Origin of the sequence: Micromonospora sp. WMMD729, assembly GCF_049315225.1 — a bacterium.
Classification (GTDB): Bacteria; Actinomycetota; Actinomycetes; order Mycobacteriales; family Micromonosporaceae; genus Micromonospora.
Genome location: NZ_CP186059.1, coordinates 1,786,572 through 1,800,981 on the forward strand (window position 1 = coordinate 1,786,572; position 14,410 = coordinate 1,800,981).

General features: G+C 71.0%; 11 protein-coding genes. 4 read left to right on the forward strand and 7 right to left on the reverse strand.

What is annotated here, in order from left to right:
- Window positions 1–7: 7 nt before the first annotated feature.
- Window positions 8–2,857 carry a glycosyl hydrolase family 95 catalytic domain-containing protein gene (locus ACN263_RS08235; protein WP_422739212.1) on the forward strand — a complete coding sequence of 950 codons (2,850 nt, stop codon included), beginning with the start codon at window positions 8–10 and terminating at the stop codon, window positions 2,855–2,857.
- 72 nt (window positions 2,858–2,929) lie between these two features.
- On the opposite strand, the gene ACN263_RS08240 is transcribed toward ACN263_RS08235, so the two are convergent.
- Window positions 2,930–3,247 carry a hypothetical protein gene (locus ACN263_RS08240; protein WP_422739213.1) on the reverse strand — a complete coding sequence of 106 codons (318 nt, stop codon included), beginning with the start codon at window positions 3,245–3,247 and terminating at the stop codon, window positions 2,930–2,932.
- A 45-nt stretch (window positions 3,248–3,292) separates the two neighbouring features.
- Window positions 3,293–3,742, reverse strand: coding sequence for an iron chaperone (locus tag ACN263_RS08245; protein ID WP_421475461.1), 450 nt, complete (start codon window positions 3,740–3,742; stop codon window positions 3,293–3,295).
- Window positions 3,743–3,954: 212 nt separating this feature from the next.
- Between ACN263_RS08245 and ACN263_RS08250 the strand changes: the two genes are divergently transcribed.
- Window positions 3,955–4,968, forward strand: a complete 1,014-nt coding sequence (locus ACN263_RS08250) for a LacI family DNA-binding transcriptional regulator (protein ID WP_422739214.1) — start codon at window positions 3,955–3,957, stop codon at window positions 4,966–4,968.
- Between the two features lie 88 nt (window positions 4,969–5,056).
- Here the strand turns inward: ACN263_RS08250 and ACN263_RS08255 are convergent, their stop codons facing one another.
- From ACN263_RS08255 to ACN263_RS08270, 4 genes are read right to left on the reverse strand one after another with little or no spacing between them, the layout of a single operon-like run.
- Complete coding sequence (locus ACN263_RS08255; RefSeq protein WP_422739215.1) at window positions 5,057–6,769, reverse strand: amylo-alpha-1,6-glucosidase; 1,713 nt, start codon at window positions 6,767–6,769, stop codon at window positions 5,057–5,059.
- A gap of 32 nt (window positions 6,770–6,801) precedes the next feature.
- Window positions 6,802–7,626, reverse strand: coding sequence for a carbohydrate ABC transporter permease (locus ACN263_RS08260; RefSeq protein ID WP_422739216.1), 825 nt, complete (start codon window positions 7,624–7,626; stop codon window positions 6,802–6,804).
- On the reverse strand, window positions 7,623–8,594 hold the full coding sequence (locus ACN263_RS08265; RefSeq protein WP_422739217.1) for a carbohydrate ABC transporter permease: 972 nt from the start codon (window positions 8,592–8,594) through the stop codon (window positions 7,623–7,625). The genes ACN263_RS08260 and ACN263_RS08265 overlap by 4 nt, the downstream gene beginning before the upstream one ends.
- 17 nt (window positions 8,595–8,611) lie before the next feature.
- A complete protein-coding gene (locus ACN263_RS08270; RefSeq protein ID WP_422739218.1) occupies window positions 8,612–9,853 on the reverse strand; it encodes a sugar ABC transporter substrate-binding protein in 1,242 nt (413 codons plus the stop codon).
- Between the two features lie 298 nt (window positions 9,854–10,151).
- Here ACN263_RS08270 and ACN263_RS08275 point away from each other — a divergent pair, with 298 nt between their 5' ends.
- Together ACN263_RS08275 and ACN263_RS08280 are read left to right on the forward strand one after the other, a co-directional pair.
- The gene (locus ACN263_RS08275; protein ID WP_422739219.1) at window positions 10,152–11,987 is read left to right on the forward strand and encodes an RICIN domain-containing protein; all 1,836 of its coding nucleotides are present in this window, start codon (window positions 10,152–10,154) and stop codon (window positions 11,985–11,987) included.
- Between the two features lie 194 nt (window positions 11,988–12,181).
- The gene (locus tag ACN263_RS08280; RefSeq protein WP_422739220.1) at window positions 12,182–13,771 is read left to right on the forward strand and encodes an arabinofuranosidase catalytic domain-containing protein; all 1,590 of its coding nucleotides are present in this window, start codon (window positions 12,182–12,184) and stop codon (window positions 13,769–13,771) included.
- Here ACN263_RS08280 and ACN263_RS08285 read toward each other — a convergent pair.
- The gene (locus ACN263_RS08285; protein WP_422739221.1) at window positions 13,762–14,394 is read right to left on the reverse strand and encodes a TetR family transcriptional regulator; all 633 of its coding nucleotides are present in this window, start codon (window positions 14,392–14,394) and stop codon (window positions 13,762–13,764) included. The two genes, ACN263_RS08280 and ACN263_RS08285, sit on opposite strands and share 10 nt — an antisense overlap.
- Between the last annotated feature and the right edge of the window lie 16 nt (window positions 14,395–14,410).

A 14,410-nucleotide genomic window follows, 5' to 3' on the forward strand; every position in this document is an offset into this window, starting at 1 on the left:
AGAGACCATGTCCGAAGTGACCCGAAGAAACGTGCTGCGCGCCGGTGCCGCCGGCGCCGGCGCCGCGCTGCTACCGGTCGCGTGGTCCGCCGTCGCCCGCGCCGGCTCGGTCGCGCCACCGCAGGTGCTCGCCGCCAACGACATGGCTCTCTGGTACGACGAGCCGGCGGGCACCGACTGGCTCCGCGCGCTGCCGATCGGCAACGGGCGTCTCGGTGCCATGGTGTTCGGCAACGTCGACACCGAACGGCTCCAACTCAACGAGGACACCGTCTGGGCGGGCGGCCCGTACGACTCCGCCAACACCCGGGGCGCGGCCAACCTGGCCGAGATCCGGCGGCGGGTCTTCGCCGACCAGTGGACGTCGGCGCAGGACCTGATCAACCAGACCATGATGGGGAACCCGGGCGGCCAGCTTGCCTACCAGCCGGTGGGCAACCTCCGTCTCGCCTTCGGCTCGGCCAGCGGCGCCTCGCAGTACAACCGGACGCTCGACCTGACCACGGCAACGGTGACCACCACGTACGTACTCAACGGCGTCCGGTACCAGCGCGAGGTGTTCGCCAGCGCGCCCGACTCGGTGATCGTGCTCCGGTTGACCGCCGACCGCGCCAACTCGATCACGTTCAACGCCACCTTCGACAGCCCACAACGGACGACGATGTCGAGCCCCGACGCCGCCACCATCGCGGCCGACGGCATCTCCGGGGCGATGGAGGGCGTCAACGGGTCGGTGCGGTTCCTCGCGCTGGCCTCCGCCACCGCGACGGGCGGGACGGTCAGCAGCTCGGGCGGCACCCTGCGCGTCTCCGGGGCCACGAGCGTGACCGTGCTGGTCTCGATCGGGTCCAGTTACGTCAACTACCGCACGGTCAACGGCGACTACCAGGGCATCGCGCGGAGCCGGCTCAGCGCCGCCCGCGGGGTGAGCTACGACCAGCTGCGCAGCCGCCAGCTCGCCGACTACCAGGCGTTGTTCAACCGGGTGACCATCGACCTCGGGCGGACGGCCGCGGCCGACCAGCCGACCGACGTGCGGATCGCCCAGCACGCGAGCACCAACGATCCGCAGTTCTCGGCCCTGCTGTTCCAGTTCGGCCGGTACCTGCTGATCTCCTCCTCGCGTCCGGGCACCCAACCGGCGAACCTGCAGGGCATCTGGAACGACTCGATGACGCCGCCGTGGGACTCGAAGTACACGATCAACGCCAACCTGCCGATGAACTACTGGCCCGCCGACACCACGAACCTGGCCGAGTGTTTCCTGCCGGTCTTCGACATGATCAAGGACCTGACGGCCACCGGGGCGCGCGTCGCCCAGGCGCAGTACGGCGCGGGTGGCTGGGTCACCCACCACAACACCGACGCGTGGCGGGGCGCCTCGGTCGTCGACGGGGCGCTGTGGGGCATGTGGCAGACGGGCGGCGCCTGGCTGGCCACCCTGATCTGGGAGCACTACCTGTTCACCGGCGACGCCGGTTTCCTGGCGGCCAACTATCCGGCGCTCAAGGGCGCCGCCCAGTTCTTCCTGGACACCCTGGTCGCCCACCCGACGCTCGGTTACCTGGTCACCAACCCGTCGAACTCGCCGGAGCTGCCGCACCACTCGAACGCCAGCGTCTGCGCCGGCCCCACCATGGACAACCAGATCCTGCGGGACCTGTTCGACGCCGTGGCCCGGGCCAGCGAGGTGCTGGGTGTGGACACCACGTTCCGCTCCCAGGTGCGGACGGCGCGGGACCGGCTCGCGCCGATGAAGGTCGGCTCCCGGGGCAACGTGCAGGAGTGGCTCGCCGACTGGGTGGAGACCGAGCGGAACCACCGGCACGTCTCCCACCTGTACGGTCTGCATCCCAGCAACCAGATCACCAAGCGCGGCACGCCACAGCTCTACGAGGCCGCCCGCCGGACGCTGGAGTTGCGCGGCGACGACGGGACCGGCTGGTCGCTCGCCTGGAAGATCAACTACTGGGCCCGCCTGGAGGACGGCGCCCGCGCCCACAAGCTCCTGAAGGACCTGGTACGCACCGACCGGCTCGCGCCGAACATGTTCGACCTGCACCCACCGTTCCAGATCGACGGCAACTTCGGTGCCACCTCCGGCATCGCCGAGATGGTGCTGCACAGCCACAACGGCGAGCTGCACGTGCTCCCCGCGTTGCCGAGCGCCTGGCCCACCGGCCAGGTGGCGGGCCTGCGCGGGCGGGGCGGGTACAGCGTCGGCGTGGCCTGGACCAGTGGGCAGGCCGACGAGATCAGCGTCCGCGCCGACCGGGACGGGACGGTACGCCTGCGCGCCCGCCTCTTCACCGGGTCGTTCACCCTCGTCGACGTGACCGACGGCAGTACGCCCAGCACCACCCGACCCGAGACGGACGTCGTCCAACTCGCGGTCCGCGCCGGTCACACGTACCGGGCGGCGCGGCCCGGTGTGACACCGTCACCGACGCTGAGCCCCACGCCCTCGCCCACCGTCTCGCCGACACCGAGTCCGACCGACACGCCGAGCCCGATCCCGACGCCGACGCCGACCGTGTCGAGCACCCCCTCGCCGTCCGGCGCGCGGGCCACGTACACGGTGACGAACGCGTGGTCGGGTGGTTTCCAGGGATCGGTCACGGTGACCGCCGGCACGACGGCGATCCGGGGCTGGACGGTCTCCTGGACGTTCCCCAACGGGCAGGCGATCACCCAGATCTGGGGCGGCACGCACACCCAGAGCGGTGCCAGCGTGCGGGTGACCAACGTCGACTACAACGGGTCGTTGCCGGCCGGTGGCTCCACCACGTTCGGCTTCCTCGCCTCCGCGACGGGAACCAACAACCCGCCGACCGACATCACCTGCACGACCACCTGACCCGGCTCGTTCCCGCCCGCCGCCGGCTGCGCGTCGTCGGCGGCGGGCCGGGGCGTGCCGCCCACTCGCCGCCTACCCCGCCGCGCCACCGTCCGCGCCTCGGGCCCGCCTGCGCCATCGCCACCGTCGCCAGACGGCGACGAGGCAGGCCACCACGAGGAGCAGGGCCGCGGCGCCCTTCCAGGCGCGCTCCCACCACGGTCGGTCGGTGCCGAACGCCGCCTCGCCGCTCGCCATGAACCACACCCCGACGACCCACGCCCAGTCCCAGCCGCGCGGCCAGGAGAACTCCTCGGGCGGGTCGGTGAACGCGCCGACCGCGATGACCGCGGCGCCGCCGACGAGGAGCAGCGGTACGCCGATGTCCGTGACGAACTCCCAGAACGACACCTGGCGATCATCGCCGTCGCGCGCAAGGGGCACCAGAGCCGTGGCTCAGGAGACCGCCGCGCGTACCAGCTCGACGACCCGCTTCTCGACCTCGGGGCTCCACGCGCGCAGGGCGTACGCCACCGGCCAGAGGTCACCGTCGTCGAGGTTGGCCGGGTCCTGGAAGCCCAGCGTCGAGTACCGGTAGTTGAACTTCCCGGAGTCCTGGAAGAAGACGACGATCTTGTCGGCCGCGTTCGCGTACGCGGGCATCCCGTACCACGTCTTCGGCGACAGCTCTGGCGCGGCCGTGGTGACCGCCACGTGCACCCGCTCGGCGAGCGCGCGGTCGTCCGGCGCCATCTGTGCGATCCGGTCGAGGACCGCCTGCAACCCGTCGGCCTTCTTGGCGCCCTTCTTGCCCTCGGCGCGCAGTTCGGCCGCGCGCTCCTTCATCGCGGCGCGCTCCTCGGCGCTGAAGCCGTCGGAACCGGTCGTGGAGGACTTCGCGGACATGTCAGGCTCCCTCTCGCTCGTCGTGGTCCGGCGTGGTGCCGGCCACCTGCGAAAAGGCTAGGCCCGGACGGCGCGTACGAGCTTCTTGATTCCTGACCGGCTCGGGCCGGGTGCGCCGGGCGGGACGTCCGGGCCGGCTCGCGGAGCGCTTATGCTCGAACCCGGATCAAGGCGCGTCCCCGGCGGGGCAGGGATCGATTCGAGGGCGGCGGATGAACATCGGGGAGATCGCCCGACGGGCGGGGGTGTCCCGCAGCACGGTGTCGTACGTGCTCAGCGGCAAGCGGACGGTGTCGGAGGCGACCCGGCAGCGGATCCAGGCCGTCATCGACGAGCTGGACTACCGACCGAACGCCAGCGCCCGCGCGCTCAAGGAGGGGCGTACCCGCACCCTCGGGCTGGTGATCCCACCGGCCAGCCAACGGTTGACCGACATGCAGTTGGGCTTCGTCGCCAGCGTCGTCGAGGCCGCCGCCCGACACGACCTCGACGTACTGCTCTCCCCGTCCGGGGGTGACCACGACCGTTCGTTCGAGCGGATCGTCACCGGGCGTCGGGTCGACGGCGTCGTGCTGATGGAGATCCGGTTGGAGGACGACCGGGTGACCCGGCTGGCCCGTACCGGTCTGCCGTTCGTCACCATCGGCCGCACGGCCGAGGCGCATGCCATGAGCTGGGTCGACATCGACTACGCCGGGTTGATCGCCCGCTGCGTGCACCACCTGGCCGACCTGGGGCACCGGCACGTTGCGCTGGTCAACCGCTCCGCCGAACTGGTGGCGGCGGGTTACGGCCCCAGTCACCGCGCCCTGGCCGGCTTCCAGGCGGCGGTGGCCGAGCGGGGCCTCGTCGGCACCGACGTCTGCTGCGGCGACGACACCGCCTCCGGCGAGGCCTGCGTGGAGCAGTTGCTCGTCACCCATCCGGAGATCACGGCGGTGGCCACCATCAACGAGGCGGCGCTGCCCGGGATGCAGCGCGCGCTGACCGCCGCCGGGCTGGCCGTGCCGGCGGACTTCTCCGTCACCGGCGTCGCCGCCCAGCACTGGGCGGAGGACTTCCGGCCGCCGCTGACGGCCGCGGACGTACCCATGCGGGAGATGGGCGCCGAGGCGGTGTCGCTGCTGCTGGAGATCATCGCGGCCCCCGGCAGCGTGCCGCGGCACCGCCTCTACAGCCCACCCATCTCGCTGCGGTCCAGCACCGGACCGGTCCGGGTCCGCTGACCCGGACCGCTGCGCCGGCCGCGCCGGCCGCGCGCGACCACGCCGCCGACCACATCGGCCACGCAGCCGCGCGGCCATGCCGGCCCGCTCACCGCCGCGCGGCCCGGCGCTCCTGCTGGGCGGCGGCGAGGATGAGGTAGCTGCTGGCGGTCCAGGTGTACGCGCGGTCGCGCAGTCCCGCACCGGTCTCGGCGTCGAAGTTCTCCGCGAAGCCCGACTTCTCGCAGAGCGCCAGGAATCGCTGGCTGATGTCGTCGGCGATCGCGGTGTGCCCGGCCCGCCGCAGGCCGTCCTCGACCAGCACCGTGGAGGGCGCCCAGATCGGGCCCCGCCAGTAGCCGTCGGCGAGGTAGTGGACCGAGTCCGTCGGCTCGGTCGCCAGCCCGTGGGTGGTGAGGTGGGCCTCGACGCCCCGGGCCAGCGCGTCGGTGATCGGGGCGGGCAGGTCGGCGCCGAGCGCGACGGGCATCAGGTCGAGCAGGCTGCGGCTGGTCCGCCGCTGCCCGGTGTGCGGGCTACGGGCGGCGAAACGCTCGCCGTCCCACAGCTCCCGGAGCATCGCGGCACGGATCCGGTCGGCCTCCCGGTGCCACCGGTCGGCCGGCTCGCTCAGCTCGGCGGCGAGGTCGGCCAGGCAGTCCAACTGCGAGACGAGGAACGCCGCCAGGTCGGCGGTCTGGAGCACCCGGTGGTCGTCGAAGGTGGTGGCGTTGTCCCAGCCGCTGTCGTTGCCGTGCTGGTAGTGCGGCAGGTCCTGACCGGGGGCGCGGCGCGCGTCCAACCAGAACCCGGTCCAGCGGGCCAGCCGGTCGTACGTCTGCGCGAGCGTTGCCCGGTCCGGCGGGTGGGGGAGACGGCGGCGCAGGTGCCGCAGCGCCCAGCCGTGGATGGGCGGTTTGACGTAGTTGTGCAGGACCTCGGAGTGGGTGACCGAGTCCGGCAGGGCGCCCGCGGCGTCCTGGTGGTCGAAGGGCAGGTGGAACTGGTGCCAGGCCAGCTCCGGCTCACCGGCCGCCAGGGCGATCGCGTTGAAGCAGTGGTCCCAGCTCCACACCTTGTCCATCCAGTGCTTGGACATCAGGACGGCGGGCCGGGTGACGAAGCCCGCCGGGTCCACGGTGGCGGACCACAGCACGTACGCGGCCAGTTCGGCGGCCGGGGTGTCCTTCCCGCGCCACGGCGCGACCGCGTCGACGAACGCGGCGAACTCGGCGCTGCGGTGCTGGCACACCTCGTCGAAGGGGACGGCTGTGGCGTACGGCCGGCGCGCGGTTTCGTACTCCTCGATGGCGATCTCCCACGGTTCGTCACCGGCGAGGTCCAGGGACCGTTCGGCGGTGCCGAGCGCCTCGACGCCGTCGGCGTGGCGCAGCGCCCCGGTGAGGACAGTGACCCGGTAGCGACGCCCGGTCTCGTACGAGGTGAACACGTGCGAGCCGTCGAGCGGGTCGAGGTAGAGGTAGCTGCCGCTGAAGGGGGTGAGCGTGCCCGCCGCCGCCGCGATCCGCAGGCCGAGCCGCCGACCCCGGATCCGCAGGGTGTCCGGTCCGTCGAAGACGGCCTTGATCTGACCGGCTCCGGCGCGCCAGGTCAGCAGCGCGGGGGTGGCGACGACGGTGGCGTCCGGGGCGGCGGGGGAGAGGCGGAGCACCGGGTGCAGCCCGGTCTGGTGCGACACCAGGTGCAGGTCGTCGGCGTACGTCTTCTCGGCGACCACGGGGGAGATGTTGAGCCAGGATCCCCGGTAGCTGAACGGGATGTCCTGGATGGCGAACTCCGGACCGGACGGGGCGACAGTCATGGGTGGCGGCTGCCTTTCTGTGGTGCGGATGGTCAGTCCTTGACGGCGCCGGCGGTCACGCCCATCGAGACGTAGCGCTGAGCCAGGATCAGCAGGACCGCTGCGGGGACGGAGGCGACCACAGCGGTGGCCATGATGGCGTTCCACTGCTGGTTGTTGTTGCCGATGTAGTGGTAGATGCCGAGGGTGATCGGTTGGTGGTCGCCGCCACCGGCGAGGGTCGAGGCGAAGATGAAGTCCGACCACGACCACAGGAAGGCGAACAGCGACACCGTGACGATCGAGTTGCGGCTGACCGGCAGCACGATCGACCAGAAGGTACGCAGCCGACCCGCGCCGTCGACCACGGCGGCCTGGAGCAGCTCGTCGGGGATGCCGGACATGAAGGCCGTGAAGATCAGGACGGCGAACGGCACCGCGAGCGTGGTGTCGGCCAGGATCAGGCCGGGCAGGGTGTTCAGGACGCCGAGGGTGAGGTAGATGGCGTAGAAGCCCATCGCCATGATGATCCCGGGGATCATCTGGGCGATCAGCAGCAGGAAGCTCAGTACCGCCCCACCGGGTGGGCGCAGCTTCGCGAGCGCGTACCCGGCGGGGGCGGCGAGCGCCACCGTCAGCGCCACCGTCCCGAGCCCGACCACGAAGCTGGTGCCCAGGTAGGGGAGTTGCTGGTCGAGGACGGCCCGGTAGCCGTCCAGGGTGCCGTTGGTCGGGAACAGGTGCGGCGGGCTGGCCCGCATGTCCTGGTCCCGGGTGAACGACACGTTGATCATCCAGTAGACGGGGAAGAGCATCAGCCCGGTCAGCGCCAGGCCGACGAGGGTCTTCCACCAGACCCGACGCGGTGGGGTGGTCATCGTAGGTGCTGCCTCCGTTGGAACCGGATGTAGCCGAGCCCGGCGATCAGCGCCAGCACGATGAGCAGGTTGCCGACGGCGGCGCCCGGCCCGAACTCGGGCAGCAGGTTGCCGAAGCCGAGACGGTACGACCAGGTGGCAAGCGTCGCGGAGGAACCGCTCGGGCCGCCCCTGGTCATGATCCAGATGATGTCGAAGACCTTCAGCGTGTAGATCAGCCCGAGCAGCAGGGTGATCGCGGAGACCGGGCTCAGCAGCGGGAAGGTGATCGACCAGAACCGCTGCCAGCCGGACGCGCCGTCGAGCGCGGACGCCTCGTACACCTCGACCGGGATCGCCTGTAGGCCGCTGTAGAGGACCACCAGGTTGAAGGGGATGCCGATCCAGATGTTGGCGATGATCACCGAGGTGAGCGACCAGGTCGGCGAGGTGAGCCAGTTGACCGGGTCGATCCCGACCGCGCCGAGCGCGGCGTTGACCAGGCCCGAGTCGCTGTTGAGCAGCCACGACCAGGTCGAGGCGGACACGATCAGCGGCAGCAGCCACGGTACGAGGATCAGCGCCCGCAGGGTGCCCGACAGCGGGAAGTGCTGGCGGAAGAAGAGCGCCAGGGCCATCCCGATGCCGAACTGGAAGACGAGCGACGCGCCGGTGAAGACCAGGGTGTGCGTCAACGTGGGCCAGAACGCCGGATCGGTCAGGACGGCGCGGTAGTTGTCCAGGCCGGCGAAGGGCGCGCCACCCTGCACGAACGACCGGACGGTGTACTCGCGCAGGCTCAGCTCGACGTTGCGATAGAGCGGGTAGGCGTAGAAGGCCAGCAGGTAGCCGACCGTCGGCGCCAGGAAGCCCCACGCCAGCCAGCGGCCGGGACGGCGGGTACGGCGTGCGGGAGGCCCGGGTGGGGCGGCGTCCGCCGCCCCACCGTGGCCCCGCGTGGTGCGGGTGGTCTGTGTCGTGGGGGTCATGTCGTCGTTCGGCGCGCTTACTTGCTCGCGGCCGTGGCCTGCGCGGCGGTCAGTGCCTCCTGGGGCGACTTCCCACCGCTGAGCGCGGCCTGCATGGCGGTCCACAGGGGCTCGGAGATCTTCGGGTACTTCGTGCCGAGGTTGTCGCCGGTACGGCCCTTGGCCGCCCGGACCGCCTCCACCCAGACCTTGAGCTTGGGGTTCTCAGCGGCCTGCCGGTCCTGAACGGCGGCCACCGGCGCGACGTAGGAGAGCGTGGTGTCGGTGGTCAGGAGGTTGTCGGCGCTGGTGAGGCAGGTGACGAGCTGCTGCGACGTCGCGTACCGGCCGGTCTTCGTCTGCACCGGGATCGAGACGAACTCGCCGCCGGTCGGGGCCGGGGCCGGCCCGCCCGCGCTGGCCGGGATCGCGATGGTGCCGTACGAGAAGCCCAGCTTCTCGGCGTTCGCGAGCTGCCAGGTGCCGTTCTCGGCGAACGCGAAGTCGCCACTGGCGAACTCCTGCCAGCTGGTGGTCTGGGTGTTGTTGATGACCGAGTTCGGCGCGAGACCCTGCTTCAGCCAGTCGGTCCAGAGCGTCAACGCGGCGACCGCCTGCGGCGAGTCGAGGCTGGTCAACTGCGCGCCCGAGCCCCAGAACCAGGGCAGGAACTGGAAGCTTCCCTCCTCGGTGCCGATCGCCGAGAACGTGATGCCCTTCTTGCCCTTGGCCTTGACCTTCGTCAGCGCCGTGGTCAGCGACGTCCAGTCGGTGACCGAGGCCGGGTCGACACCGGCGGCGGTGAGCAGGTCCTTGTTGTAGTAGAGCGCGAGCGTGTTGGCGCCGATCGGCACCCCGTACGTCTTGCCGCCACTCTGGCCGGCGCCGAGCAGGTTCGGCGCCATGCTCGAGGTGTCCAGCTTGTTCTCTTCGGTCGTGGTGAGCGCGCCGGCCTCGGCCAGGGTGGAGATGACCGGGTTGTCGACGATCAACACGTCCGGGGAGTTGCCCTGCTGGGCGGCGAGCAGCGCCTTGTTGGTCAGGTCGGTGGTGTCGTAGCCGGTCCGCTCGACGGTCACGCCCGCCGAGGTTCCGCACTTCTTGAGCAGGGCCACCCAGTCCGAGTCGTCGGCGAACTGGGGGTACGGATCCCAGACGAGGTAGGCGCCGCCGTCGTCGCCGGAGTCCTTGGCCGACGACGAGCAGGCGCTCGCCGTCACGGCGGCCAGTGCTATCACGGCGACGGCGGCCAGTCGCCGCCGTCGGTGGAGTCGGGTCATGTGCTGCCTCACTTCAACTCGATCGGGTGGTGGGGTCGTGGGTTGACCGTCGCGGGCCGGACCGGGTCCGACCATGAGGCGAACCGATTCGACGAACCGGTTCGCACGAAGATAGGACCGGCCGCGTCCGATGGTCAAGAGTTGACCGCGTGGCTGGCGGCGAGCGCTGGGAAACGCCGGCTTCACCGGATCGTCACTTCATTGACATGAATGAGTCCCCGACCTACGATCCCTGCGAATCGATTCGCAAGCGCAGCCCTCCGGAGAGCGTCCCCCGCGCCCCACCAAGGAGCCGCCCGTGAAAACCCCGTCCCGCAGCAGGCCCGGCCGAGCTCACGCGCTCGTCGCCCGACTCGTCGTCGGCCTGCTCGCCGCCACCACGGCCGTCACCGTCGCCGCGTCCCCCGCCCAGGCCGCCGACGAGTCGATCAGCGTGAACTTCTCCACGACCACCGGAACACCGACCTACCGCGCGTCCGGCTGGATCTACGGCATGACCGAGAACGCCAGCGGCCCGCCCGACCACTTCTACCGCGACGTGAAGTTCCAGTACATGCGCGCCGGCGGCGCGCAGCTTCCCGGCAGCGGCTGGGTCGGTGGCAACTACGACCGGCGCTGGAACTCCACCCTGGCCCAGGCCCGCCGGACGGTCGCCCTCGGCGGGCAGTTCATCATCCTGCCGCACGATCTGTGGGGCGCCGACGGCGCGGGCATCTCCCGCTTCCCCGGCGACAACGGCAACTGGACCGACTACGACAACTTCCTGACCCGGCTCATCGGCGACGTCCGGGCGTCCGGACTGTCGGTGCAGTGGGACATCTGGAACGAACCCAACATCACCATCTTCTGGAACCGGCCGATCTCCCAGTACCTCGAACTCTGGCGGCGCACGTACCAGCGGCTGCGCGCCGAGTTCCCCAACCAGCTCATCGTCGGGCCGAGCTGCGCCTGCGTGCCGTCCACCAACCACGCCTTCTGGAACCAGTACCTGGACTTCGTGCGCTCGACGAACACCGTGCCGGACATCATCAGCTGGCACTCCCTGCCGGGTGACCCGGTCGCCAACGTGGCGGCCGCCAACGCCACCCTCGACCCGCGCGGCATCGCGCATCCCCGGCCGTACCAGATCAACGAGTACGGGGCGACCAACGAACAGAACCCGGCCGACGGCGCCTGGTACATCGCCCGCCTGGAGCGGGCCCGGGCGGACGGACTGCGGGCCAACTGGGCCAGCGCCGGCAACCTGCACAACGACCTCGGCAACCTGCTCACCCGCAACTCGGCCGGGCAGCACCAGCCCAAGGGCGAGTGGTGGGTCTACCGCTACTACGCCGGGCAGACCGGGGAGATCGTGTCGGTGACCGGCAGCCAGTCCTACGAGGCGTACGCGACGAAGGCGAGCGGGGTGGCGAAGGTCCTGGTCGGTGGTGGTCGTACGACCGGGAACCTGGCCGTCAACCTGCAACGCCTCGACACCACCAGCGGCGTGGTGCAGAACAACCAGGTGCGGGTGCTCACGCAGCGCATCCCGTACAACAACGGCGGCGCGGTGCAGGGGCCGGTCACGGTCTCCAACAGCGTCGTCAACGTGTCGAACAACAACGTCACGGTGAACCTGCCGTACGGCAACCAGAACGACACGTACACGGTGACCCTGCTGCCGCCCGCCGAGGCGGGCTTCCAGTCGGTGGCGGTGGCCCAGCACTCACAGCAGTGCCTGGACAACACCAACCTGAGCGCCGCCGACGGCAACGCCCAGCAGCAGTACTACTGCGAGGGCGGTGACCAGCAGCTCTGGAACTTCCGGCCGGTCGCCGGCGTGGCCAACACGTACACGCTGGTCAATCAGCAGAGCGGCAAGTGCCTCGACGTCAGCGGCGGCTCCACCGCCAACTCCGCCGCGGTGATCCAGCAGACCTGCCAGAACGCGACGAGCCAGCAGTTCACCCTCCGCAAGGTGACCTACTCCGGCAACGACGCGCACGACTACCAGCTCGTGGCCCGGCACAGCGGCAAGTGCGTCGACGTCAACGGGGTGTCCACGGCGGCCCGGGCGGCCGTCATCCAGTGGCCCTGCAACGCGGTCGGCCAGGGCAGCCCGCTGAACCAGACCTGGCGTCTCTGGGGTCGGTAGGGGACGCACGTCAACCTCGGCGGTGGCCGCCGGCACGGGTGGCCACCGCCGAGGTTCCCGCCGACCGGTCTTTCATTGACACTGATCAAAATACGCTCCTACCATCGCTACGAATCGATTCGCCCGCCCCGCCACCACCCCCGCGGCGCGTCGGCACACCCCGTGCGCTGCCACGACTCTTCAGGAGCCACCCCGTGCGTACCCCGTCCCCCGTCGGGCCCGGCCTGGCCCGCGATCCCATCCCGAGACGTCGCCCCGGACGCCTGGCCATGTTGGCCGGCGCGCTGGCCGGCGCCCTCGTCCTCGTCACCGTCGGCGCCACGGCTGGCGCCTCGTCGTCCGCCGCGGAGGCCGCGGCGGTGGCCGCGGCCATCGCGCCGGGGCAGAGCACCACCATCGTCGGCGCGGCCTCCGGCCGGTGCCTGGAGGTCCCCAACTCCAGCACCACCAACGGCACCCAGACCCAGCTCTGGGACTGCACCGGCGCGGCCGGCCAGACCTGGACCTGGACGTCGAGCAAGCAGCTCACCGTGTACGGCAACAAGTGCCTGGACGCGTCCGGCCGGGGCACCACCAACGGCACCCAGGCGATCATCTGGGACTGCAACGGCCAGACCAACCAGCAGTGGAACGTCAACAGCAACGGCACCATCACCGGCGTGCAGTCCGGGCTGTGCCTCGACGCCAACGGGGCCGGCACCGCGAACGGCACGAAGATCATCCTTTGGGCCTGCAACGGCGGCGCCAACCAGCAGTGGGCCTCGCCGAGCACCCCGCCCACGACCACCCCGCCGCCGACCACCACCCCGCCCCCGGCCGGCGCACGCCCCTGCGACATCTACGCCGCCGGCGGCACCCCGTGCGTTGCGGCGCACAGCACCACGCGGGCCCTCTACCAGGCGTACGCCGGCAACCTCTACCAGGTCCGGCGCTCGTCGGACAACACCACCCGTAACATCGGCCTGACCGGTACCGGCGGCACCGCCAACGCGGCGACGCAGGACTCGTTCTGCTCCGGCACGACGTGTGTGATCACGGTGGTGTTCGACCAGTCCGGGCGCGGCAACGACCTCTGGTACCAGGGGTCGAGCGTGGTCCCGGGCTCGCCGCAGAGCAAGCCGGCCGTCGCGACCTCCGAGTCGCTGACCGTGGGCGGCACCAAGGCGTACTCGCTCTACATCAACCCGGGCAACAGCTACTGGCGGGACGGGCACCTGACCGGCGTGCCGACCGGCGCCGCGCCGGAGGGCATGTACATGGTGACCAGCGGCACCCACGTCAACAGCGGCTGCTGCTTCGACTACGGCAACAGCGAGACGACGCGCAAGGCCGACGCCGCCGGGGCGATGGACGCCATCAACTTCAGCAAGCAGTGCTGGTTCGGCGGTTGCTCCGGCTCGGGCCCGTGGGTGCAGGCCGACCTGGAGTGGGGTCTGTTCCCGGGTGGCAGTAGCTCGTGGAACCCGAACCAGCGGGCGTTCACCAGCAAGTTCGTCACGGCGACGTTGAAGAACAACGGCACGTCCCGCTTCGCCATCAAGGGCAGTGACGCGCAGGCGGGCAGCCTCTACACGCTGTATGACGGTTCGCTGCCGCCCGGCTACAGCCCGATGAAGAAGCAGGGCGCGATCATCCTGGGCAGCGGCGGCGACTGCTGCAAGCCCGACGGCGGCGCGAACCTGAGCGCCGGCACGTTCTACGAGGGCGCCATGGTGGCGGGCTACCCGTCCGACGCGACCGAGAACGCGGTGCAGGCCAGCGTGGTGAACGCCGGCTACCGCTGACGATGATCAGGAGGTCGGTCCCCCGCCGGTCGCACGGCCGGCGGGGGACCGACCTCGCTCAGCGCGGTTCGCACGATGTCCAGCAGGTCGTGACCCGGGTGGTCGATCCAGTGCTGCATGGCGACGCGCAGGACGGCCAGGAAGGTCGCGGTCAACAGGCGGGCCCGCAGCGCAGCCTCGTCGCCGGTGAGGCGCTGCGCGATCTCGGCCGCCAACTCGCGTTCGATCGCGGTGTACGCCGCGACCTGGTGCGCGGCCAGGCCCGGGTGCCCGCGCAACTGCCGGCGTCGGGTCAGCCAGTCGTGGTCGCGGTCGCGCGACGACTCCGCGGTGAGGTGTTCGGCCGCCCGGCCCAGCACGGTCCACGGCGGCTCGCCCCCCGGCCGTTCGCGCACCAACTGCAACAGTCTGCGCAGGCGCAGGGTGTCGCCGTAGAAGAGCGCCTCCTCCTTGTTCGAGAAGTAGTTCGAGAACGTCCGCCGGGAGACGTTGGCGGCGTCGGCGATCGCCTCGACGGTCACGCTCTCGGGGCCCAGCTCAGCCGCGAGGCGCAGGGCCGACTCGTGCAGGGCCAGGCGGGTCGCCGCCTTCTTGCGCTCCCGCAGTCCGGTGATCTCGTCCATCGCGCTCAGCGTACGT

What these genes read in the sequence shown, in the direction of transcription:
- ACN263_RS08250 (WP_422739214.1), top strand. Translation starts at nt 3,955, where the DNA reads ATGAACATCGGGGAGATCGCCCGACGGGCGGGGGTGTCCCGCAGCACG.
- ACN263_RS08235 (WP_422739212.1), top strand. Translation starts at nt 8, where the DNA reads ATGTCCGAAGTGACCCGAAGAAACGTGCTGCGCGCCGGTGCCGCCGGC.
- ACN263_RS08265 (WP_422739217.1), bottom strand. Translation starts at nt 8,594, where the DNA reads ATGACCCCCACGACACAGACCACCCGCACCACGCGGGGCCACGGTGGG.
- ACN263_RS08285 (WP_422739221.1), bottom strand. Translation starts at nt 14,394, where the DNA reads ATGGACGAGATCACCGGACTGCGGGAGCGCAAGAAGGCGGCGACCCGC.
- ACN263_RS08255 (WP_422739215.1), bottom strand. Translation starts at nt 6,769, where the DNA reads ATGACTGTCGCCCCGTCCGGTCCGGAGTTCGCCATCCAGGACATCCCG.
- ACN263_RS08245 (WP_421475461.1), bottom strand. Translation starts at nt 3,742, where the DNA reads ATGTCCGCGAAGTCCTCCACGACCGGTTCCGACGGCTTCAGCGCCGAG.
- ACN263_RS08260 (WP_422739216.1), bottom strand. Translation starts at nt 7,626, where the DNA reads ATGACCACCCCACCGCGTCGGGTCTGGTGGAAGACCCTCGTCGGCCTG.
- ACN263_RS08270 (WP_422739218.1), bottom strand. Translation starts at nt 9,853, where the DNA reads ATGACCCGACTCCACCGACGGCGGCGACTGGCCGCCGTCGCCGTGATA.